Source organism: Bdellovibrionales bacterium, from assembly GCA_016716765.1.
Lineage (GTDB): Bacteria > Bdellovibrionota > Bdellovibrionia > Bdellovibrionales > UBA1609 > JADJVA01.
This window is the reverse complement of record JADJVA010000020.1, coordinates 262,061-284,173: the sequence shown is the minus strand read 5'-3', so window position 1 is coordinate 284,173 and position 22,113 is coordinate 262,061. Positions and strand designations below refer to the sequence as shown.

The window sequence follows — 22,113 nt, the reverse complement described above, 5'->3', positions numbered from 1 at the left end:
ATTGAATATGTGCATCATGATTTTTTTTAAAAGTTTGTTTTGAAAGATTGTGCCGGTAGCATATACATTGGGTCCAAGGTATGGAATTGTATTTAGATCGTGACATTGGTTGGTTGAGATTTAATGAGAGAGTTCTCTTTCAAGCTGAAGATGAGAGAACTCCTCTCCTTGAGCGCGTTCGTTTTCTCAATATTTTTCAGAATAACCTCAACGAATTTTATATGAAGCGTGTCGGAGGTCTTCAGCAAAAAAAGCTTGCGAATATTCCGATTCTTACGGCGGGATTGTCAGTTTCAGATCGCCTCGAAAACATTCGCTTTCAGGTTCTCGGTCTGTTTGATCGGGTCGAAGTACTTTTGAGAACATCCATTTTGCCCCAATTGAAGGAAAAGCGAATTCACCTATCATCATGGGAAGAACTGGATAACGAGCAACAATCCTGGTGTCGGGAATTTTTTAAAAAGCGCATTTTTCCTGTGGTGACTCCCATGATTGTTGATCAGGGACATCCGTTTCCACTTTTGTCGAATTTGTCGACCTCTTTGGCCGCGGTGATTCGCGTGCCGGGCGAGTCTGAGGACCTTTTTGCGAGAGTAAAAGTTCCCAAGTATTTGCCGGGCTGGGTTTCTGTTGAGGACAAAAGGGTGAAGGGAGAGTATTTTTTCATTCATCTTATCGATATTATTACGGCTCATTTTCAAGATTTATTTCCAAAAATGCAGATCGAAAGAGTCATGCCTTTTAAGATAACCAGAAACGCTGACGTTGAGACGGACGAGGACGACGCAGAGGACCTGATGGATCTTATACAGGCCGAGTTAAAAAGCCGAAAATTTTCAGAAGTTGTTCGATTGGAGCACGGTCCCCAGCCGGACGAATTTCTGCTGGGATTTCTGAAGGAGCATTTAGATATTTCTGACGATGAAATTTTGCCTTTTCCCCTGGAACTGCGTTTTCGTGATTTTGATCCTTTGCCAGAGCTCAATATTCCTGAATTGCGATTTGCTCCGTGGAGCCCAGTTATTTCCCCTTATTTTGGACAGGAAGAGAACCCTGTTTTTCAGGTGATTAAGTCCAGGGATATTTTGGTTCATCACCCCTATGAGAGTTTTTCCGCTACCGTAGAAAAATTTTTGCAGTCAGCGGCTGAGGATCCAAACGTCGTAACCATAAAGATGACATTGTATCGAACTGACAAGGACAGCTCAATTATCAAGACTTTGATTGAGGCGGCGGAAAGAGGCAAACAGGTGGTTTGTCTTGTTGAATTGAAAGCGCGTTTTGATGAGGAGAGAAATATTCGGTGGGCACAGGAGCTGGAAAAAGCTGGGGTCCACGTTATTTATGGAATGGTTGGGCTTAAGATTCACTCAAAGATTGCCCTTGTAGTCAGACATGAAAGCGGTGTTTTTAGGCTTTATGCCCACGTAGGAACTGGAAATTACAATGCAACAACTGCGTCTGCCTACACAGATCTGGGGTTGTTCACCAGCAACCATGAGATAACCAGTGAGTTAGTTGAAGTTTTCCACTTTCTTACGGGTCGCAGTTTAAAGTCTGATTATAAAAAACTTTTGGTTTCTCCTGTGTCTATGAAGAAGCGATTTTTGGATTTGATTGCCTGTGAGCGTGAGAATGCCAAGCAGGGCCTGCCAACCGGAATTATTGCGAAGATGAACAGTCTTGAAGACAGAGATGTCATTGATGCCCTTTACGATTCCTCAAAAGAGGGCGTGCCAATCACTTTGATTGTTCGCGGATTTTGCTGTTTGCGACCTCAAGTTCCTGGGCTCAGTGAAACAATTCGAGTCATTTCGATAGTTGGACCCTTTTTGGAGCATGCGAGAATCTTTTACTTTCGATCTGGAGCCGCTGAAGAAGTGGAAGGGATATTTTACATTGGCAGCGGGGATTGGATGTCGAGAAATCTGCTCCGTCGCGTAGAGGTTGCTGCGCCAATTGAAGACTCTCAATTGAAGAAGCGGATGTGGAGTATTCTGAATACTCAAATTTCTGATACTCGCCTGGCATGGGATATGTCTCCTGACGGAACTTATGTTTTGCGTGCGAGTTCAGATCCCGATCCTGAGATTAATTGCCAGAAAATTTTTATGGACTTGGCAAGGCAGCGATTGGCAGCTCGATCCGAAGATCAGTTCAATGAAGAAGAGGAGTTTTAGTGTTCTTGGCTGGAATTGATACCGGGTCAAATGCCATTCGCATGGTGATTGGAAAATGCATCAGAGGACAATCTCCTCAGGCGATTGAAGTTGTTCGAATCCCAATTCGTCTTGGGAAAGATGTTTTCGCATCTGGCTCCATAAAAAGAAAAACGGCTTCTGATCTTATTCAGGCCTTTCGGAGATTCCGGAAAATCATGGACTTTTACGGAGTCATTCAGCACAAGGCAGTGGCGACGAGTGCTTTTAGAGAAGCTCGCAATGCCTCAGATCTCATCAATCGGATTTTTATTTCAAGCCAAATAAAAGTTGAGGTGATAGATGGACGAGAGGAGGCTCGTCTGGTGCTAATGGCGATTTCGCGCTTCTTTGGTTCGAGAAAGTTGGATGCGCTCATTATCGATATTGGTGGAGGGAGTGTTGAGACGATTTTATCTTGAAAGGGAAAGGTCACAGTTATTGATAGTTTGCGAATGGGAACAGTGAGGTTGATCAAAGATTATAGCCCTGACCGCGATTTTGAACAGATGCGAAGGAGAATTCGCCAGGTTGTGAGGGGGTTTATCAGGCGTCATGGTTTTTCTGAAACGAAACTATCAGAGATTTTAATCGTTACGGGTGGCAATGCTCGTTGCCTTGGTCGGCTGGCTTTCCAGTTTTTGGGAATTCGCACACACCTGAGGATGAGTTTTTCCGAATTGGAGATGCTCATCAGTCTTCTTCAGTCGATGTCCACAAAGTCGCGACAAGAGGAATTGGGATTAAAGCCAGATCGGGCCGATGTGATTTTGCCGGCTGCCATTATACTTTATGAGTTTATGATTGGATTTGGGTATGCTTCGGTGGAAATGCCGGCGGTTGGTCTAAAAGACGGCGTGCTCTGTGATCTCAAATCCTGGCCACAATAGAAGACTGAGTTGCTACTTTTGCGACTTGGAGCCTGAAAGAAAAGAAAAATACCGCATTGGGAGCATGTCCATCTCCATTTTTTCGCCGCACTTTGGACACAGGATGTTTTCTGGAACCAAATGCTTAGGAGGCCTGGATAGAGCTGGATAGTCGTAGCTTGTCCCTCTTTTGGCAAGACTCAATTCTTCATGGCCACATTTGTCACAGGCGTAGGGAATAAAAAATGATTCGACTACTCCATTTTCAGGAATAAAACCGATGACACTGTTGAGTTGATTTATCACGGCTGGGATACAATTGATCAGGTTCAATTTCAGTTTTTTGGGAACGCGAGAGATCCAATTAATCCAATTTTTAACGCCAATGGAGTTAATGTAGTTAACTTTCTTAAAATCAATTGTGAGCTCGTCGATTCCAGACAAGGGCATGCCGTACAAATCAAGGCGTTCACCAATATTGCCTATAATTTTTGCTGTTGGGTGATTTGGGCCCAACTCATAAGATATTTCTATCGTGGACACGGTGCTCTTCCTCCGTTTTAGATATCATAACCTCTGGAGTGATACAGGCACAAGTTTGCCTGGACCACTGACCATTTTGAGAATTCGCTACGCCAGAATGTGGGAAACGGTATCTAAAAAGTGGATAATAGCAACTTAGACGTTAAATCGAAAAAACAAGACGTCACCATCTTTGACAACATAGTCCTTGCCCTCGACACGATACTTTCCGGCATTTTTAACGGCCGCCTCTGTTCCAAGTGCGAAGAGGTCGTTGCAATGGTAGGTTTCTGCTCGAATGAACCCCCTTTCAAAGTCGGTATGAATCACTCCGGCAGCCTGAGGTGCTTTGGTTCCAACTGAAATGGTCCAGGCTCGGGTTTCTTTTGGTCCAGCCGTAAAATAGGTACTTAAGGCCAGTAAACTATAGGACTCCCGAATCAAACGATGGAGTCCAGGCTCTTCGATGCCAAGGGATTCCAGAAACTCCACTCTTTCACTTTCCGGAAGTTGAGCAATTTCGGCCTCCATTGAACTGCATATCTTAATGACATGATTGTGCTCGGTGGCAGCATGCTTTCTCACGTCCTGGACCCACTGACTATCTGGTCCAGAGATTTCTGATTCACCGACATTGCAAACATAAAGAACAGGCTTGTCAGACAAGAGATGAAATTCGGGACGGAGCGGGCTTTCGTCTTCTGAGGCTTCAACCGTTCGAGCGGCTTTGCCAGCGGCGAGTGCATCACGAAACTTGGTGGCAAGGCTAGCTTCAGCCAAAAGCTTCTTGTCCTTTGAAGTCCGAGCCGTTTTCTCAACCTTTTGAAGCCGCTTTTCAACGGACTCCAAATCGGCCAGCATCAGTTCCGTATTGATTGTTTCAATGTCGCGCAATGGATTCACGCTTCCGGCCACATGAATTACATTTGATTCGTCAAAACAACGAACAACGTGGAGGATGGCGTTGGTCTGGCGGATGTTGGCGAGAAACTGATTGCCCAGGCCTTCTCCCTTACTGGCTCCAGCTACCAGTCCTGCAATGTCCACAAATTCCATGGCCGTCGGCAGAATTTTCTCTGATTTAAAAATTTCGGCAATTTTCGGTAGGCGGGGATCTGGAACTGCGACAACCCCAACATTGGGATCGATGGTGCAGAAAGGATAATTTGCGGCCTCTGCATGAGCGCTCGTGAGAGCATTGAAGAGAGTGCTCTTTCCAACATTCGGAAGCCCAACGATTCCAACTTGCAAACCCATGAGGATGTCCTTTCCGCTCAGCGGTTATAGCGGCTTGCCGCCTTTTCAAAACCGTCCTTGATAGAACACTCAACTGCTTCACAAATCAAATTTAAAAAATCTGGCAGCAAATTCATTTCGTTGGCGTTGAAGTTCTGTAAAACATAGTCAGCTATCTCCATGCGTTCATGCGGTGGACGCCCAACGCCAAGTCTGATCCTTTTGTACTCGTTGGTCGCGAGCGTTTGATGAATGCTTCTTATTCCGTTGTGTCCACCATGACCGCGATGGGTTTGGAAGCGCATGGCTCCAAAATCAAGGTCGATCTCATCATGTGCAATCATCAAATCTTGAATTTCAATCCGGTAATAAGCCATAAGAGCCTGAACTGCTTCGCCTGAAAGGTTCATGAAAGTTTGCGGTTTGGCCAAGAGGATAAGTTCAGAGTTAACAGAGACCCTGGTGGTCAATGATTTATGCTCACTTTTATATGCATCTGCTCCGAAAGACTGAGCCACGGCATCGACGGTCATGAATCCTACATTGTGCCGGGTCAGCTTATATTTGTCCCCTGGATTACCCAGCCCCACAATGAGTTTCATGAATTCATATATCCATCACGTGTTACAGCCTAACAACAAAAGGGCTCTTTAGCCCTTTTTGTCACCAGCTTGTGAACTTCCACCGCCGCCCGCAGGAGCTCCCGCTCCGCCAGCTGCGGGAACAGTACCTGCTGCCGCTTCCGTCGCTCCTGCTGCGGCAGGAGCAGTCTCCTCTTTCACGACAGCACAAGTTGCGAGGGTGTCAGAACCATCCGTGATAATGGTAATATCTGGAGGAAGTTTCAGGTCAGCAACGTGGATAGACTCGCCCAAAGCAAGGCCTGAAACATCTACAGGAATGGAGTCAGGGATATTGCCCGGCAGACACTTGATCTCTACATCACGACGAATCACGTTGAATACGCCGCCTCCTGCTGCTCCAATTGGTTTACCGTCAAAACGCAATTCTACTTTGATCGTCACTTCTTGAGTTAAGTCGATCGCATAAAAGTCAAAATGAATGGGACGCCGAGAAAGAGGGTGAACGGCAAAGTCCTTCCGCAAGACTTTTAAGTTATTCAACTTAGGGTCGTCGGACTTTAAAGTGAAGATGATATTATCGAATTTGTGTTTTGAATATCTATCTGCCTCAACTTCGGAGAGACAGAACGGCAAATTTCCTGTCTTTGGTCCGTACACGACAGCCGGTACCAACTTTGAACTTCGCAAAGTTCGAGATGAGCCCTTGCCAGGCTTACGTCCAGAAACTTTAATATCTATGGATTGTTGTGATGTCATTTTCTAGGTCTCTCCTAAACTTCAAATAAAGCACTTACGGAATCTTTACTATTAATTCTCTTAATCGCTTCAGCCACTAAAGGTGCAACGGAAATCACTTCTATTTTCGGGCATGCCACCCCTTCAGGTCGCAAAGGAATCGTATCCGTTACGAAAACCTTCTCCAGTCCACTTTCCATAATTCTGCTGATAGCGGGTCCAGAAAGGACTGGATGAGTCGCAACGGCAAACGCCCTTTTTGCACCATTCTTAATCAGGCTGTCAACACTTTGACATAGCGTTCCAGCAGTATCAATCATATCATCCAGGACGATCGCTGTTTTGCCTTTGACGTCACCGATCAGGTGGACAGCTTTTGCAACATTTGGCCCAGTTCTGCGCTTGTCAACGATGGCAATCGAACACTCCAGTCGTTTCGCGAAGGCTCGAGCTCGCTCAACTCCACCTGCGTCAGGGCTGACCACCACAAATTCTTCTCCTGTTCCAAACTTTTCTCGCCAGGTCCGGGCAAGGGTAGGGATCGCAAACAAGTGGTCAAAAGGTCCATCAAAAAAACCTTGAATTTGGGAGGAATGGAGATCCACAACGACGAGACGGTCAGCACCCGCCGTTTTCAAGAGCTGAGCCACACATTTAGCTGATATCGGCGCGCGGGGTGCAACTTTACGATCCTGGCGCGCATATCCATAATATGGCATCACAGAGGTGATCTCATTGGCTGAAGCCCTTCGAAAGGCATCCAATACAATAAACAACTCCATGTAGTTTTCATTCACCGGTGGGCAAGTGCTCTGAACGAAAAACACATTGCAGCCTCTCACACTTTCGTGGATTTCCACCTGAATCTCACCATCAGCAAAACGCTTGATGTCGCAACGGCCAAGCTCAACACCTGCCTCGCTTGCTATCTTACTTGCGAGGTCCTGATTTGATGTTCCTGAAAATATCTTCAAGTCTGTCATAGATGCCGATTTTGTAGCCTAGTTAAGATGCCTTGTCCAGTTGGATCCGCTTGATCCCGCTATTCGTTTTCTAGTCTTTCGTTGGGTGAGAAGTCTCCCGATTGACACCGCCCTCGCCAGCCGCTGATAATAAGCCCATGTCTGCTTTTGAGATCCGAAAATCTGCAAATTGGAATGTTATTTCGGTTGGCGATCGGATTGACTCTGTCAATTTGAGGGAATTGCAAAGTCAGATAGATCATTTGCTCCAAAAAAGGGAGTTGTACCTCGTTATTGACCTAAGGCAGGCCATTTTTCTCAGTTTGCCAAGTATAAAATATTTCGCGGTGGTTGCAGATCAGATCGGAAAAATGGGAGGATCCTTGGCCCTTCTGGCTCCTTCGGAGAAGATAAAACGTCAAATTCATATCTATGCGTCCCTTGAAGAAATGAAATTATTTCGAAGTTGGGCTGATTTGGAGCGAGCAGATGGGGAGCCGGTCCCATTTGTGAGAGAATCTTTGGTCAGAAGGGAATCGGAAGAGACCGATGCTTCAAGTTCCTGAATCGCCGCGAGACACCCAAAAATATGAGGATCGGCCGGGATCAGACGGAACAGCCGTTTAGACCGTCTGACTTTCAAGGATTTTCACGAGTTGCTGAAGCGCCTGGGCGCGGTGAGAGACTTGATTTTTAAATGCAAGGCCAAGTTCTGCCAGGGTTTTGGTCTGCCCTTCCGGAATAAATACGGAATCATATCCAAAACCAGCTGTGCCGGTAGCTTTTTTTGCGAGTTCACCCTGCAAGAGTCCCTCCATTATATGCTCCTGACCATCGGGAGAATAGGCAACCATCACGCATTTAAATTTTGCTTTTCGATTGGTAAAAGACCGCAGTTCCATCATTTTCAAAAGCTTTGCGACATTCTCTTGATCACCCGCCTTTGGTCCTGCATACCTGGCGGAATGAATTCCTGGCAGGTTACCGAGTCCCTCCACCTCAAGGCCAGAGTCTTCGCCGACAACCCAAAACTCTTTTTTTAGGGATTTAAGAGCTCGAGTTTTAATTCGAGCATTAGCGAGAAAGCTGTCCCCGTTTTCAGGTGGCGGGGAGAAATAAGAAAGCTCTGATTGCGAGTGTATATCCAATTTGAGTGGATCAAGCAGCAGCTTGAACTCACTCAGTTTTCCTTTGTTTTCAGTGGCAATCCAAATCACCATGATTTAGCCTCAAGCCTTCCCGAGCTCACCTAAAATATTTTTTTGGGACTCCGTCAACTCACGGCAAGCCTTTGTCGCCAGATCAAGCATTGTATCCAGCTCTTTTCGCGTAAACGCGCAAGCCTCAGCCGTCCCTTGAATTTCAACCAAACTGCCAGAATGGGTCATCACGAAATTCATGTCCGTATGGATGGTGGAGTCCTCATCATAATTCAGATCCAGAAGTGCCTGTCCATTTTGAATTCCAACGCTGACTGCTGAGATATAATGAGTGATTGGAATTGAGCCAATGAGGCCCTGATTTTTCATAAACTTTAGAGCCAGAGCGAGAGCGACAAATCCGCCTGTGACAGCGGCAGTCCGAGTCCCGCCATCTGCCTGCAAAACATCGCAATCAATTGTTAGCTGTCTTTCTCCGAGAGCCTTCAAATCGACGGCACTTCTCAGGCTTCTCCCAATGAGGCGAGATATTTCCTGGGTGCGACCGCCGTTGAGTGCTTTTTCGCGGTTGATTCGGGTATGAGTGCTTCGAGGGAGCATTCCATATTCTGCTGTGATCCATCCGGCGCCAGAACCCTGCAGCCATTTGGGAATTCCATCTTCTACTGTGGCGGTGCATAGGACAATGGTTTCACCCATCTGTATCCTTGCACTTCCTTCCGCATAGCGGAGGACCTCCGGCTCAATCGTGACTTTTCTGAGTTCGTCAAATTTTCTTCCATCTGTACGCATGGCGGTACCTTAGGTCCTCGGGCGCCAATTTGTCTATCATTTCTTTTGAGTAAAACCCTCGATTCCGTTCAAAATTCCTAGGACGATTTCATTTTGGTAGCTTGCAGATTTGAGTTGTTCTGCTTCGCTGAGATTGGAGATAAAACCAACCTCGATGAGGGCACTCGTCATATTTACGTTTTTTAGGACGTAAAAAGGGGCCTGACGAACGGTATTTTCGGTGGGGCGCTTCCTTCCCCGCCAATTCTCAGCCAATTGGAGGGCAAACCGGGAGCTGGTTTGAATTCGAAAATTTCGCTGAAGGTCCTGAACAATATTTAGGAGATCTCCGCTCAGATGACCGGCCTCGGCAATCGGTCGCAGCGGCCACCCCATTTCTTCCTTTTGTTTGAGGTCATTATTTTCTTTGTTAGCGAGAAACATGGATTCCTCATCTGCAGGAAGCTGATTCTCAAAATACACTTCCATGCCGTGCGCCTTGATGTCTCCCGATGAGTTTGTATGAATGCTCAAAAATAGATGCCCCTGATATTCTCTTGCTATTCGTGCTCTCTCGGCGAGAGAGACATGGCGGTCTGTTTGCCTTGTCATGATCACATCAAATCCGCGTTGACGCAGTAGGCTATGGAGGCGGGTGGATATTTGGAGAGTGAGGTCAGACTCCTTTGTGTCGTTGAAAACGGCTCCTCGATCTTGCCCTCCGTGCCCAGGATCAAGAATGATTTTGGCCGAAGCAAAACACAGCGAGAAGGGCAAAGGAAGAAGGAGGAGTCCCGATACCAAACCTGCTAGGGGTCGAAGGACTTTATCCCGCCAAACAAAGACTTTCATTGGAGCCATCCGCCCCAGTTTATGTCGTTTCCAGTGAATCGAAAAGGGACCCGGCCGGATTCAGTGCAAAGGACTATGGGAATTCATTTTTTGGGCGGATTTTCATTTTTGGGCTTTGAAGAAAAAAATAGCGACCTGGAGGGTAAGGAGGGGGACCAGGCCGCTAAGGGGGGATACCTATCCTCTCTAGCAAGGTTGGTGCCAAGTTATGCGTCGGTCTGGACCCATTTGTTTTGATTTGAGAACGCCAAAACATCTCTAATGGAAATTTTAACAGGGCAAAATCGTTCCACGCGTAGGAGCAGATATGGATCGAGAAGCCAATATTAATATAAATCATTGTAATTACTTGATATTTATTGATTAAGAAAAGGTTTGAATGGCCTTTTGACAGAGGTTCCAAAAGCGGTCCGAGATATGTACAAAATTCATTACTTTCTTTCTGGGGTCGGGGCCTATTCATTTCAATAATCTATCCAATTGCCGATAAGTTAGAGACATCCCGGGCGGGAGGGGAAGACGAATGCCATCTCTAAAGGACGATTCATCATTGAAGCTTGGCTTATTTCTTAAATCGAGCAAATTATTTGTCAAAGTCACACTTCTTAGGGTGTTTTATCTTTTTCTCTTGTTTCAGGTAACTGTGTTGGTGAGCGGAGCGCAGTCCTACGCATTCAGTGGCATTATGGTTGCGGATCTGGACGATGTGGAATCCGAAATGGAAGACACTCTCCAAGAGTCGGACGCTGCAGCTGAAGAGGCAAAGGCTTCCAGAAATCGGGCTGACAGTGAAAGGCGGGCTGCCGACAGAGCTAAGGAAGAAGCTCAGGGGGCCATTGCCAGAGCGCGTAGCAAATCTCGGGACGCTGAGGCTCAAATTTCGGAGCACGATAAAAAGATTATTGCGGCCAAGCAGGAAAAAGAAGCCTACCAAAAAGATATTCAGAGGTCAGAGGCCCAGATCAAAAAATTAAACCAAGACATTGCAAATAAGAAGAATCAACACGCAGAGATGATTGACGCGAGGGACAAAGCCTTAAGGGACCGGAATATGCTCAACGAAAAAGTGAGCGGGAACATGAATCAGATTCGAGAGATAGAATATCAAATACAAAAAGCAAAAGAGGCTGTGATAAAGGCAAAAAAAGATCTGGCTGAGTCCAAGTTGGCCGAAAAGAGCAGTCTCGCAAGAATTAAGCAGACAGAGGAAAAGCTCAGAAAAGAGACACGCGATGCTGAAGCTAAAAAAGCTCATTTTAAAGAACAGATGGACGCATCAAATAATATTGTGAGTAAGGCTGAGTTGCAGATGCGCAAGCTTCGCAAAGAATTGGAATTGAAGGAGGAAGAGGTAGGGATGGCAGAGGCAGAGGCGGACCAGGCGAAGGGAAGGGCCGCTGACGCTCAAGCTCACCTCAACGAACTGAAGACAGGTCAGCGCCAAAAGCTCGCTCAGTTGGGAACTCGAAAGGACATGGCTCAGAGCAAAGAGCGCAAGGCAGCTTCCCTGGAATCTCGAGCGAGAATGAGCGCCGTAGCTGTAGAAAATGCCAATGATGCCATTGCAGCCCGTCAGGACAATGGAATGAGGGTCTCGACATCGCGAAAAGAAACGGCTTCAAAGAAAATGTCGCTCAGTAAAGACTGTAATTTGAGAGATGCGGCATCGCCAGGGGGGAGAGTGGTTCAGGCTGTTCATCGAGGTCAAGAACTGGTTGTGAGTCAACACAAAGGGGTTTGGATGAAGGTGCATATCAAAGGCAAGCAGGATGCGTTTGTGGCAAAGGCCTGCTTTTAAGTACTCTGAGGAGAGAATTTGGTAAATGAGGATTCAAAATATTTGTGGTGCCTTTATAATACAGAGAGCGAGGAGCTCTTGGAGGGACTCGTTCGGGATGAGGTGCGGATTCTGATGTCTCGATTGCCTATCCCAGATCGCATGCATTGGTTGGTGTGGCGCGAGGACTGGGCTCATTGGAAGGTTGTCACGACTGTGCCAGAGCTTCTAAAGATTTCTTTGCGCTCGCTGAAACAGCCGCCTCCAGAAATTCCGGAAGAGTTTCGAGAAGATCAGAGTATTATTGAGATAAAAAGACTGTACCAGGGCAATGATGTCGAGGACGAAATTTCAACTAACGCTGAGGTGGTAGCCATTAGTGAGATACCGGATCTGCCCGTCGAATCTGAGGGAGCCGAATTTGTTCAGCGCGCACACCAGCGAATCAAACGCAAATATAAAATCCTGATAGAATGCAATCGAAAAAAATTTGAAACAACTTCTGTTGATGTCTCTGTGGGCGGTCTGTTGCTCATCGATCCTTTGCCCGATTGGGTGTTTGGGTATTGTACTATCACTATTATTAAGCCGAACAATGGCGAGTCGGTTCAGCTGACCTGCTCCATTGTAGAAAATCAGCTTCCGCAGAAGCGCCATCGCGTCGCTCTTTCCCCCCTGAAAAAAAGGACAGATCAATCGCGCCTTCATGCTTGGCTGTCAGCCGTTTGATATTTAATATTTGAATTCTTGCGATTTTGGAATTGGCTCTGCTTCTTAGAAGATATTTGTTGCAGCTTCGATTATTTGGGTTTGATGAGGTTGAATTCGCCAGAGAGCTAGTTCCTTTCGTGTTTGAAGCGGGAGTAGTCCGTGAGTGAGATGGTCTGTCACTACGGCCTTTTCACGGCTTTTTAGAATATTCTGAATTAATTCCTCTTTGCTTACGGTTTGCCATTTCTGAGAGAAAGGAGCGATTGATCGGATCCCAAAGGGAACTGAAAAAATATCGTGGAGAGAAATCCAGTTTCTTTCGAGAAGAACTTGATGCCAATCCTGCTGCCAATGAAGCCATTGGTCTTCTTTATGGAGACTCATGTTTTTCAAAGTGAGCGGTAGCTGTCCAATCAAGTTTGTAAAAAACCAGAGATGGTCGGGAAAAGATTGACGAAGGGCAAGCAATCGATCAATGCGCCAGTCTTGCGAGGAGTCAGAGAAGAAATTTTCCTTTGTCCAACGGATGGGCAATGGACCGTGAATCTGTTTGAATAGAAGCGGTGCAAGGGGGTCGAAGTCAATGGCGAGTATTTCACTAAATCCCTTTAGCCAAGCAGTTGGGAGCGTGTACCCTGCACTGGGGCCTAGAAGTAAAAGCTTTTTGGGTTTGCTTGATGAAAACCACTGAATTGAGAATAGGAACTCTTCGATAAATTTCAAATAGTCCTGCCAAAGATTACGCCGAAATCGCAAGGCTAAGTAGTGGTAGCTGATTCCTCCAGTTTTATTCCACCATCTTGTCATTTTGGTCTCCCCGCAGTTAGAATATGAAGACACCGAAGTCCTGTCATCAGATTTGAAGGGTGGTATTATTTGTTGCGATTCCTAAAATTTTGTCTTTTCAAAAGAACAAGGGTTAAATCAGTTTTTTTGTTTGCCAGTTTCATGATTCCTTTAAATGAGCAGGGTGCGTGGCAGGTTTTGAAATACCGAAAGCTTCCCAGCAACAAAGTTACTTTCAGCTCATCCGGCCTTGAAATTGGAGTTAAAAATTCTGCAAGCCCCGTGATTTATCCTTTTCCAAAGGTTCAAAAGCTGCGCGGAGTGAGGATTTTGGGACGGGTAACAGGTCATCTTAATATTGCCAAAGGAACTGTTCAAGGTGATCAGTTGGCTGACGACTATCAAGTTCGTGTGGGATTTGTCTTAAAAGGACAAAAGAGACTGAATGCTATCCAGAAAATGTTGGCAGCGGACTGGATTGTTAAACTCTATGAGCTTGCGCCTCCTGAGGTAGGCATTGACAAGATCCATTTTCTCAATGCGACTCAGATCGCCAGCTCTTTAGGCAGATATCGAAAACACCCCGTCAGCGAGCTTCTTGAAGAGAGAGTTTTGTGGCGTCTCCCTGAAGACGGTGACTTTTCGTTGGACCATCGGTTTTCTGAGATCAACGAAGTGTTGGCCTTGTGGTTGTCTTCTGACGGTGATGATACGAAATCGGAGTATTTGGTTCAGATTTCTAAAATTGAGCTGGATTTAGATAATGATTAAAAATGGTTTGCCAAGCCTTTGAATTATAGCCGGAAACACAAATTTTTCTGCGGCAGACAATGTGAAGAATCCAACAAACTGTTTGATACCAGATATAAAAAAATAAGTTCCAGTTTGGGACCAAATCTCTTGCAAAATATATATCCTTATATAAAGATTTTTCATAATTAAAGAACTCTGGCCGTTGGTCGAGTTCTAAAAAGGGGGGGATGATGGAACTTCCGGCGTTGAAATTGGGTTTAAGGGGATTGTTTGTTTTGGTATTTGCAGTTTGTGGGATGGCCACTTCTTTCGCAGCAAAGCGGTTTGTTGTGACAATAGACTCGCCGCTAGCTTATCAGTCTCTCAAACTGGCCCAGCTGGGTGTTCCAGTCAAGTCTCCGGCGCTTCAGATGTTTGCTCAATCGGGTGCCCGCGTTCAGCTCTTGTTTGATAAACTCCAAATGGTCGTTGTGGCCGCCGATTCGGAGAAGACATCGGATAAGACATTGGTCTCTCTCAAAGGCAAACATGGAATTGTTGATATCGAGGAAGAATTTTTTATTCCAGCACCCAATGGGCTTCCTCAGTCTGTGGTGACTGCGGGATCGATGGAGCAGGTGGAAGTTCCATGGGGGATAAAAGCCATTCGCGCACCTGATGCTTGGACCAGCGCCAATTCCGGACGAGGATCGAGAGTGTTAGTTTTGGATACCGGAATAGATCGAGACCATCCCGATCTTGCGAGTCGATTTGAAAAAGGCCAGAATTTTGCGGAAGTTGATGAGCCGGAGCCTCCCTACGAATACTACGATAATATTTCCCACGGAACTCATGTTGCGGGCATGATCTTAGCGGATGGCAAAGTGACTGGTTTGGTCGGAGTGGCCCCCGAGGCTCAGCTCCTATCTGCTCGCGTGTGCTCGAAAAAGGGGTGCTCGTCAGTATCCATTCTGAGTGGAATCAACTGGGGCATACAAGAAAAGGTAGATGTGATGAACCTGTCATTGGGTGGACCCTTTGATTCGCCCTCGGGCGGGAGGGCTTATGAGGCGGCAAAACTTGCGGGTGTGGTTGTGGTTTGCGCCTCCGGAAACGACGGAGTTGGCCAGGTCTCGTTTCCTGCCGCCTATGATTCAAATATTGCGGTCGGTGCGGTCGACGAAAATTTTGTGAAAGCTGATTTTTCAAATTGGGGTCCTGAGTTAGACGTGATGGCTCCAGGAGTCAACGTTGTTTCTAGTGTCCCCCGCGGATCCGGAGTCACAACTGATTTGAAGGTGGATCTTGGCGATGGACAAGGGATGGTTCGGATTGACAGTTTGCCCGTGCAGGGTGCTGCCGTTCAAGCGGATCCATTGGTTGGAGATCTTATTCCAGTTGGCCTCGGAAAACCAGAGGACTATATCGGTCTTTCTGTGCAAGGAAAGATCGCTTTGATTTTGAGGGGAGAAATTACTTTTATAGACAAAGTGAACAATGCCATCCAAGCAGGAGTGAGTGGTGTCGTCATATATAATAATCAACCCGGAGTTTTGGGTGCGAGCCTGGGGGATGGAGTCAGTGTTGCTATTCCTGTCGCATCTATCACACAGGAAGCTGGCCTTGAACTTTCTGCAAAAGGTCCTGTTTCCGTTAGTCTTCATTCTCGAACCAGCGATTTTGAAAAAATGGCGGGAACATCTATGGCCTCGCCTCATGTTGCGGGCGTGGCGGCTCTTATCAGAGGGGTTAATCGACTTCTCACTCCCGATCAAGTCCGTGAGATTATCGTGTCCACAGCTCAGGCTCTATCTCCCAATGATGCCAATCAATATGGATTTGGGCTCGTGGATGCTCAAGCAGCGGTGAATAAGGCGCTGGGAATTGAATTTCTTTTGCCAACGGGTTCGGGATTTTGACTGTTTTTTCTGGGACAAACACTGCAATCTTTTGGGGGATTTATGCGAACGGAAATGGCAATGAAAATGGTAACCAAGCTTGGAAAGCCACAGATAAGGGCCTGGACTTTTTTCTTGAGTGTCATCTTATCGCAGGCGATTCGCGCCGACTCTATTTATCAAAAGCAGACTCTCAGCACGATTGAGTTTATCGAAAACGTTTTTAGTTCTTCTTATGCGCCACGCGACTGGAAGGCAAAACAAAATGGGTGGAACATTGAGGATGAAGCGAATAAAGCAAGGGCTTCCGTTCTTGGTTTGGGTTCCGATCTGAATATAAAGAGTGCGCAAAAGATTTTAAGAAAACTCATTGGCAGCACCAGAGATTATCATGTTGGCATCTCGTTTCACGCGTCTGAAAGGGCCACATTGCCAATTGAAATTCGCTCGGCCGAGGGGAAGTTTTTTATCGTTTGGATTGATCGGGATAAGCTTCCTGAGAAATCATTTCCCCTTTTGGTAGGTGATGAGATCACGGGATTTAATGGCAAGCCAATTGTTGAGGAACGCAATCAACTCTTGGCAGAGATCGATCAAAATGTATTTGAAACAGACCAGGTTCTTGCTGAGATGTACCTGACCAGGCGGGTGGCGAGCAGAGGAATTGCGGTTCCGCGTGGGCCCATTGAGCTTGAAGTGACTCGAAATAAAGATGGGAAAGTACAGACTCTCATTCATCAACTGACCTGGGAGTATCAAGAGGAGAAAATTAAATTTAATAGTCTAGCGGCAGAGCCTACAAATATTGTTCCCTCTATTGGAACCCGTTCTCTTGCCAGCTGGCAGATGTTGCCTGGTTTTTGGAAGGACCTCGTATCCTCAAAGAGTTTGAATCAGACAAATCCGCACATGTTGGGAGCTCGGCAGAGTTTTGTTCCTTCTTTGGGTCAGATATTTTGGCAAACAGAAAAAGAAAATAAATTCCATGCCTATATTTTTAAAGCAGAGGGAGGAGGAATTTATGGGTACCTCCGTATTCCTTCCTACGTGGCTGGAGGTGAAGAAGCGAAGGAGTTTCTATCCATCGTCAAACGCATGGAGGAAAGCACAGATGCAATGGTCATCGATCAAGTGAATAATCCTGGCGGATCTGTATTTTATCTTTACAGCTTGGTGGCGATGTTAACTGATAAGCCGATGCTGACGCCAAAACATCGAATGATCATCACTCAAGCCGACGTTGCAGATGCGCTGGAAACCCTGAAAAGCCTTGAAAAAGTCGCAAACGAAGAAGAGGCCAAAAAAGTATTAGGAGCGACGATAGGGGGATATCCCGTTTCTTATCAGCTCTCCCAATTTTTTAAGGGGTACATGCAATTTATTGTGGAGCAATGGAATCAGGGAGTGCATTTGAGCTCACCCTTTTATCTGGGCATTGACAAGATTATGCCTCATCCTGACGGAAGATACACGAAGCCAATACTTGTCTTGATCAATGAGTTTGATTTTTCCGGAGGCGATTTTTTTCCAGCTATTTTACAAGATAATCAGCGTGCGACTCTATTGGGTGTTCGTACGGCGGGAGCCGGAGGCTATGTGAATGGGGTTGAATTTCCCAATCTTTTAGGAGTTGCCGGTTTTTCATTTACAGGGTCTATTGCTGAAAGGGTTGACCTGAATCCAATTGAAAATCTGGGGGTCACACCTGATGTGAAATACCCCTTGACGGCTGAGGACATGAAGAATGGTTTTGCTTCCTACAAAAAGAAAATCATAGAACAATTAAAATTACTGGTCGCAAAATAAGAAAGTTAATAATAATTTGGATAGATGGATGATGTCTCGCACGTGATTACTGAAAAGAGTGCTCCCTCATCCACTTATCATCAACGAATTTGGTCATGTAGTTTCTGATACCGTCGGGTATAATGACAACGCAATTTTGCTTTTCTTTGAGTGCTTCACCCGCCTTCAAGGCTCCAAACATAGCGGCCCCACTGGATCCCCCGCAGAGGATTCCCTCTTCGCAGATCAACCGACGCGCCAATTGGAACGAGGGCTTGTCTTCTGATTTTACCCAGAGATCGACGAGCTCGCGATGCAAGACCTCAGGGACGAAATCATAACCAATGCCTTCGATCAAATAGGGTTTGAGTTCACCGGCGCCGGCCAGAATTGAACCAACGGGATCTACACCAACGATTTTCACGTTTGGATTTGCCTCTTTTAATCGCTTAGCAACTCCCGTGATCGTGCCACCCGTTCCAGCCGTCATGACAACCATGTCCACTTGACCATTGAGATCATCAAGAATTTCTTGAGCAGTACCGTGATAATGAGCATTAAAATTAGAGGGATTTGAGTATTGGTCGAGAATGTGCGCGTTGGGAATTTCTTTTTGCAGCTTCTTGGCGACTCCTATGTGACTCTCAGGTGCGTCGGACGCGGCTTGAGTTGGGGTACGAATGATTTTTGCGCCCAATACGGCGAGAGTGACAACCTTCTCATGACTCATTTTTTCAGGGAGAGTGATGATGACTTTGTATCCCCTAACGGCTCCTGCCAAGGCAATGCCGATCCCTGTATTGCCACTCGTGGCTTCAATCAGCGTATCCCCTGGTTTTATTCTACCGCTTTTTTCAGCGTCGAGGACCATCTGATATCCAATACGATCTTTTACCGACCCGCCTGGATTCAAAAATTCAAGTTTTGCGTAAACATTGCACTTCAAGTGCGAAGTGATTCGGTTGAGTCGCACCAAAGGGGTTCGTCCAATAGCTTGAAGAACGTTATCAAACAACATGTCGTGTGCCCTCCGGCTCAAAAAAAGAGAGTTTCAATAGGCTTGGGACCTAGAAGTAAACAGAAAGATTCAAGTTTGTCACGCTGGGACTTTCTTTGGTGAGCTTAGTTTTCTCAAGGATCCGTGAGTAGCGAAGTTGAAGTCCTAAATTGACGTTGCTGATTCGAAAAAACTTGAACCCTCCTCCAAATCCGAGAACGAAACCCGAAGCGTCGTCACTTGAGCCGAAAAAGGCATTGTTGTTTTCTCGATGAGCAGTTGTCGCGCCATATCCTACGTCGCCAGTTATATAAGGCGAAATATTCGCATCGCTGAGATAATAATTGAGTCCGATGTGAGCATCTGTATAATTGACGTCTCCATAATCTTTGACACTGAGAAATTCCCATCCAAAGCGCAAATCAACTTGAGGATCAATTCCCCAAACATAGCCAAATCGCCAGTTGGTTCCGCTTCCCCTTGAGTTGAGACCGCTTGGGAATGCAGGTCCAAAACCAATTTCCCATTGTCTCAAGGCTTCTCTGCGCAGGGTTCCAGCATTGGCTTCACTTTGAGTCAGATCGCTGACTCGAGCATCCTTCTCGACGCGAACATCGGTCAGAACGGCACGAACAAGACGTGATGACACGCTGTCGATGTCCTCCATGTTTGTTGCTTTCATTTTGCTGGCAAAAACTTTTTGTCCGTTTACGTATTTCATCAGCGAGATGATGTAGGACTCTCCTAGCTTCAAAACCTTCCCCTTCAGGACAATTTGAGCACTATTTTGATCAGTGTCGATGACTTCATAATTCTCCATTTCAGAGGTAGAGACTCGCACAAGCTCACTAATGGTTTTAAGGTCACTTTCACTCACTCCTGAGCCTAGCAGTGGCTCGACAAAAACCGTTTCCGACCGTGCAGAATTGAAAGTGACGAGGACGAAAATAAAAGCAATACATATACATTTCATTTTGACTCCAAAGGTATGTTTGCCAAGGCGGGCCACAATAACACTTTCACAATGGACGACCAACCCCTTAATGTTTGGAAATCAACGCCACGCCGCAGGGACTGCAGAAGTGGAAACCGCACTCTATTTCGTTTTCGTTCCCCGTGAGGAAAGTCCAAAGGCCTCATGTCATATTCATGCGATGGCTTTGGCCCTTGTGCTATCGTCTGACGCAGAATATATTATATGTCATCAACTGGGTGAAAAAGGGGGGTGGTGTTGGAGGAGATTCATGATCGAGAATGGTGTCTGTATTTTCTTCCAAGCAAGCGTTTGACCAAGGAACTTAGTCTTTTACAGATCCGTGCCTTTGTTAAGATCATGGCGCCCGAGGGTCTCGAGGGGTATTGGATCTGGCGAGACGGATTCAAAGATTGGATTCCCCTCTCGGATTGTGCTACCGCTATGCGACCTCTTGCGAAAGCGCAGCAATCTGTGCTGCCCCCCAGCCCGCCCGGATATCATGAGAGCAGCGCCGAAAATCCTGAGGCTGGAGAATATGTGATAACTCTAGAGGGAAATGAAGGGGATGAAGAGGCTTTGGCGCTAGAGACAGTTGTGGCGCAAGTCGACACTTTGGAAGACAAAGAGGATGAGACCGGAACTTTTCAAAATGAAGTGATCGAACGAGATAAAAATCTTGAAATACCTGGGGAAAATGTTTTTGAATTTCCTGAAGGAACTGAAGTTGGAGCACCGATCGAGGTTGACAACCAAGAAACGATAGAAAGACGTGAAGTTGCACGTTATAAACGGCGCTACAAAGTTATTTTCAATATCGATGGCAACGAGCACCTTACTTACACTGTTAATGTTTCGATGAAATCCATTCAAGTGGAAGGAAAGCTTCCCTACTGGATTCCTCGCAATAGTTTTGAGCTCATCTTAGAAAGATATGGCAAACAGGTGTATCTTGTCTGCCATCCCTACGGTGAAACGCGAGACCAGGTGCTAATGATCGAGTCGATCTCCGAGCCAGGGACCTACCAGAAGTGGCTGCTTGAATGGTAGGATCGAACTGAATGTCTCATTTGTAGACAGAACCATTCTCGAAAAGAGTCAAAATCTTAAACAACTTGCTAGTCTATCGTCGCTTGGTGACCTCGATTGAGGTTATCTTCTTCTATAAATTCAATGGGTTAATATGAGATATGAATGGGCTCAATTTTGCTCATCGAAAGGTAGGGCATTTTGTTGTGGCAGACTTGAAACACTGGGTATTTTGGAAATCTCACGTGCCAAATGCAGCAAAAAGCATGAAAGGAATGGGTCTGGATTTCATTTTTGTAGGTCAATTCATTTTTGGTTTGAAACGATTGATACTCGTTGCGATCGCTGTTTCGATCGTCTCATTGTTTGTTCTTTCATGTGCGAAACCACTGGATGCTTCCCTCAAAGGCGGAAGCAATGATCAGTCTTCTCTCTGTGGAAAGGGCACCAATCCACCTTGTCCTGCTGAAATCAAGATTGTTTCACAGAGCCCGGCATCCATCCAAGTTGTAGCAGGAAGCCCCTTGTCGATTTCTGTGTTGGCTCAGGGCTATCAGTTGACCTACCAATGGTACAAAGATTCCCAGTCAATTGCGCAGCAGACAAATTCAGGAATAAGTATCTCATCGACTGACGCCAGTGTAGCGGGGAATTATCACGTAGCGATATCTGATGGATACGGTGGGATAAAGTTATCAAATCCCATTGTTGTGAGTGTCGTTCCAGCGACGAATTTTTTTCAGCCTATTCTGACTCAGCAGCCCAGTGATCTCGCTGTCAATACCGCCCAGACGGCAACATTTGCAGTCACGGTGTCCGCAAATCCGGCGCCAACTTATCAGTGGTACTATCAGGGAGCTCCCATCGCAAACGAAACCGGACCAACACTGAGGGTCTACGGGGCGACGCCAGCGATGTCCGGCATTTACAATGTCGTTGTTCAAAATAATGTAGGAAGTGTATCCAGTCGGGCGGCTAAGCTCACTGTCACTGACTGTGTTGCCACCGGGATCAAGTTCGGCGCCTCCAATACAATCGCTAATAGTGTATTGGCTGGTTGGCCAGTTAGCAATCTCGTCGACAACAATCCCAATTCTGCGTATAGCTCGGCAAGGACAGAGAGGTCGAATCCAGGGGCCTTTCAAATTCAGTCGCGATTTTCTGCAGCCAAGAGTCTTCAGACCGTCAAATTATATCCGCGGTTAATTGGTTCCAAAGCCTATTGCTTTCCTGCCCGCTACGAAATTTACGGCGCTCTAGATGATACATTCAATAATTGGCAAAGGCTTGGTATTTATACCACTCAACCAGCTGGCAGCGCACCCGTGGCTCTGAGCTATGCTGGAACATCTAAGTATTTTGGAGTTCTCATTAATCCGCTTGAATTATCATCGGATGAGCTTGGTGGTATTTATTTGCAATTTGGCGAGATCGAAGTTTATGACAGAGATCCTCGCTGTCTGTGAGCTCAGTTTAAACCATTTTTGAAATTTCAGGCGCTCCGCTCTTCCTAGGACCTGAATTTAAAAAATTATT

Annotated in this window: 22 protein-coding genes; 11 read left to right on the top strand and 11 right to left on the bottom strand. The window is 46.2% G+C overall.

The features are described 5' to 3' along the window. Window positions 1-80: 80 nt before the first annotated feature. The 3 genes from ppk1 to IPL83_10090 are packed head-to-tail and all read left to right on the top strand — an operon-like array spanning window position 81 to window position 3,088. The gene (ppk1, locus tag IPL83_10100; protein MBK9039499.1) at window positions 81-2,180 is read left to right on the top strand and encodes a polyphosphate kinase 1; all 2,100 of its coding nucleotides are present in this window, start codon (window positions 81-83) and stop codon (window positions 2,178-2,180) included. Window positions 2,181-2,185: 5 nt separating this feature from the next. Further along, complete coding sequence (locus IPL83_10095) at window positions 2,186-2,620, top strand: hypothetical protein (protein ID MBK9039498.1); 435 nt, start codon at window positions 2,186-2,188, stop codon at window positions 2,618-2,620. A 33-nt stretch (window positions 2,621-2,653) separates the two neighbouring features. After that, window positions 2,654-3,088: a hypothetical protein gene (locus tag IPL83_10090; GenBank protein ID MBK9039497.1), complete on the top strand. Its 435-nt coding sequence runs from the start codon at window positions 2,654-2,656 to the stop codon at window positions 3,086-3,088. 12 nt (window positions 3,089-3,100) lie between these two features. Here the strand turns inward: IPL83_10090 and IPL83_10085 are convergent, their stop codons facing one another. The 5 genes from IPL83_10085 to IPL83_10065 all read right to left on the bottom strand — a co-directional run bounded on the left by IPL83_10085 (window position 3,101) and on the right by IPL83_10065 (window position 7,127). Then, window positions 3,101-3,610, bottom strand: a complete 510-nt coding sequence (locus IPL83_10085; protein ID MBK9039496.1) for a hypothetical protein — start codon at window positions 3,608-3,610, stop codon at window positions 3,101-3,103. Window positions 3,611-3,745: 135 nt separating this feature from the next. Continuing rightward, window positions 3,746-4,846 (bottom strand): redox-regulated ATPase YchF, encoded by a 1,101-nt coding sequence (gene ychF, locus IPL83_10080; protein MBK9039495.1) that lies wholly within the window; start codon window positions 4,844-4,846, stop codon window positions 3,746-3,748. 17 nt (window positions 4,847-4,863) lie between these two features. Next, window positions 4,864-5,427 (bottom strand): aminoacyl-tRNA hydrolase, encoded by a 564-nt coding sequence (locus tag IPL83_10075; GenBank protein ID MBK9039494.1) that lies wholly within the window; start codon window positions 5,425-5,427, stop codon window positions 4,864-4,866. A gap of 48 nt (window positions 5,428-5,475) precedes the next feature. Then, on the bottom strand, window positions 5,476-6,165 hold the full coding sequence (locus tag IPL83_10070; GenBank protein ID MBK9039493.1) for a 50S ribosomal protein L25: 690 nt from the start codon (window positions 6,163-6,165) through the stop codon (window positions 5,476-5,478). 14 nt (window positions 6,166-6,179) lie between these two features. Further along, window positions 6,180-7,127, bottom strand: coding sequence for a ribose-phosphate pyrophosphokinase (locus tag IPL83_10065; GenBank protein MBK9039492.1), 948 nt, complete (start codon window positions 7,125-7,127; stop codon window positions 6,180-6,182). A 137-nt stretch (window positions 7,128-7,264) separates the two neighbouring features. On the opposite strand from IPL83_10065, the gene IPL83_10060 reads away from it, so the two are divergent. Next, entirely contained in the window at window positions 7,265-7,672 is a 408-nt protein-coding gene (locus tag IPL83_10060) for an STAS domain-containing protein (GenBank protein MBK9039491.1), read from the top strand. Between the two features lie 57 nt (window positions 7,673-7,729). Here the strand turns inward: IPL83_10060 and rdgB are convergent, their stop codons facing one another. From rdgB to IPL83_10045, 3 genes are read right to left on the bottom strand one after another with little or no spacing between them, the layout of a single operon-like run. Then, the gene (gene rdgB, locus IPL83_10055; protein MBK9039490.1) at window positions 7,730-8,326 is read right to left on the bottom strand and encodes an RdgB/HAM1 family non-canonical purine NTP pyrophosphatase; all 597 of its coding nucleotides are present in this window, start codon (window positions 8,324-8,326) and stop codon (window positions 7,730-7,732) included. A 9-nt stretch (window positions 8,327-8,335) separates the two neighbouring features. Continuing rightward, a complete protein-coding gene (rph, locus tag IPL83_10050) occupies window positions 8,336-9,058 on the bottom strand; it encodes a ribonuclease PH (GenBank protein MBK9039489.1) in 723 nt (240 codons plus the stop codon). Between the two features lie 36 nt (window positions 9,059-9,094). After that, entirely contained in the window at window positions 9,095-9,889 is a 795-nt protein-coding gene (locus tag IPL83_10045) for an N-acetylmuramoyl-L-alanine amidase (GenBank protein MBK9039488.1), read from the bottom strand. Window positions 9,890-10,412: 523 nt separating this feature from the next. Between IPL83_10045 and IPL83_10040 the strand changes: the two genes are divergently transcribed. Both IPL83_10040 and IPL83_10035 read left to right on the top strand, forming a co-directional pair. Continuing rightward, on the top strand, window positions 10,413-11,687 hold the full coding sequence (locus IPL83_10040; GenBank protein MBK9039487.1) for a hypothetical protein: 1,275 nt from the start codon (window positions 10,413-10,415) through the stop codon (window positions 11,685-11,687). 18 nt (window positions 11,688-11,705) lie between these two features. Further along, entirely contained in the window at window positions 11,706-12,395 is a 690-nt protein-coding gene (locus IPL83_10035) for a PilZ domain-containing protein (GenBank protein ID MBK9039486.1), read from the top strand. A 45-nt stretch (window positions 12,396-12,440) separates the two neighbouring features. Here the strand turns inward: IPL83_10035 and IPL83_10030 are convergent, their stop codons facing one another. Beyond that, window positions 12,441-13,184 (bottom strand): hypothetical protein, encoded by a 744-nt coding sequence (locus IPL83_10030; GenBank protein ID MBK9039485.1) that lies wholly within the window; start codon window positions 13,182-13,184, stop codon window positions 12,441-12,443. A 177-nt stretch (window positions 13,185-13,361) separates the two neighbouring features. On the opposite strand from IPL83_10030, the gene IPL83_10025 reads away from it, so the two are divergent. The 3 genes from IPL83_10025 to IPL83_10015 all read left to right on the top strand — a co-directional run bounded on the left by IPL83_10025 (window position 13,362) and on the right by IPL83_10015 (window position 17,599). After that, window positions 13,362-13,934, top strand: a complete 573-nt coding sequence (locus IPL83_10025; protein ID MBK9039484.1) for a hypothetical protein — start codon at window positions 13,362-13,364, stop codon at window positions 13,932-13,934. 209 nt (window positions 13,935-14,143) lie between these two features. Further along, window positions 14,144-15,814 carry a S8 family serine peptidase gene (locus tag IPL83_10020; protein ID MBK9039483.1) on the top strand — a complete coding sequence of 557 codons (1,671 nt, stop codon included), beginning with the start codon at window positions 14,144-14,146 and terminating at the stop codon, window positions 15,812-15,814. Between the two features lie 42 nt (window positions 15,815-15,856). Next, window positions 15,857-17,599, top strand: coding sequence for a protease-like activity factor CPAF (locus IPL83_10015; protein ID MBK9039482.1), 1,743 nt, complete (start codon window positions 15,857-15,859; stop codon window positions 17,597-17,599). Between the two features lie 46 nt (window positions 17,600-17,645). On the opposite strand, the gene IPL83_10010 is transcribed toward IPL83_10015, so the two are convergent. Continuing rightward, window positions 17,646-18,596 (bottom strand): pyridoxal-phosphate dependent enzyme, encoded by a 951-nt coding sequence (locus IPL83_10010; protein ID MBK9039481.1) that lies wholly within the window; start codon window positions 18,594-18,596, stop codon window positions 17,646-17,648. 49 nt (window positions 18,597-18,645) lie between these two features. Continuing rightward, window positions 18,646-19,548 carry a hypothetical protein gene (locus IPL83_10005; GenBank protein ID MBK9039480.1) on the bottom strand — a complete coding sequence of 301 codons (903 nt, stop codon included), beginning with the start codon at window positions 19,546-19,548 and terminating at the stop codon, window positions 18,646-18,648. Between the two features lie 258 nt (window positions 19,549-19,806). On the opposite strand from IPL83_10005, the gene IPL83_10000 reads away from it, so the two are divergent. Beyond that, entirely contained in the window at window positions 19,807-20,598 is a 792-nt protein-coding gene (locus tag IPL83_10000) for a hypothetical protein (protein MBK9039479.1), read from the top strand. Between the two features lie 140 nt (window positions 20,599-20,738). Further along, window positions 20,739-22,043: an immunoglobulin domain-containing protein gene (locus IPL83_09995; protein ID MBK9039478.1), complete on the top strand. Its 1,305-nt coding sequence runs from the start codon at window positions 20,739-20,741 to the stop codon at window positions 22,041-22,043. Window positions 22,044-22,113: the final 70 nt, after the last annotated feature.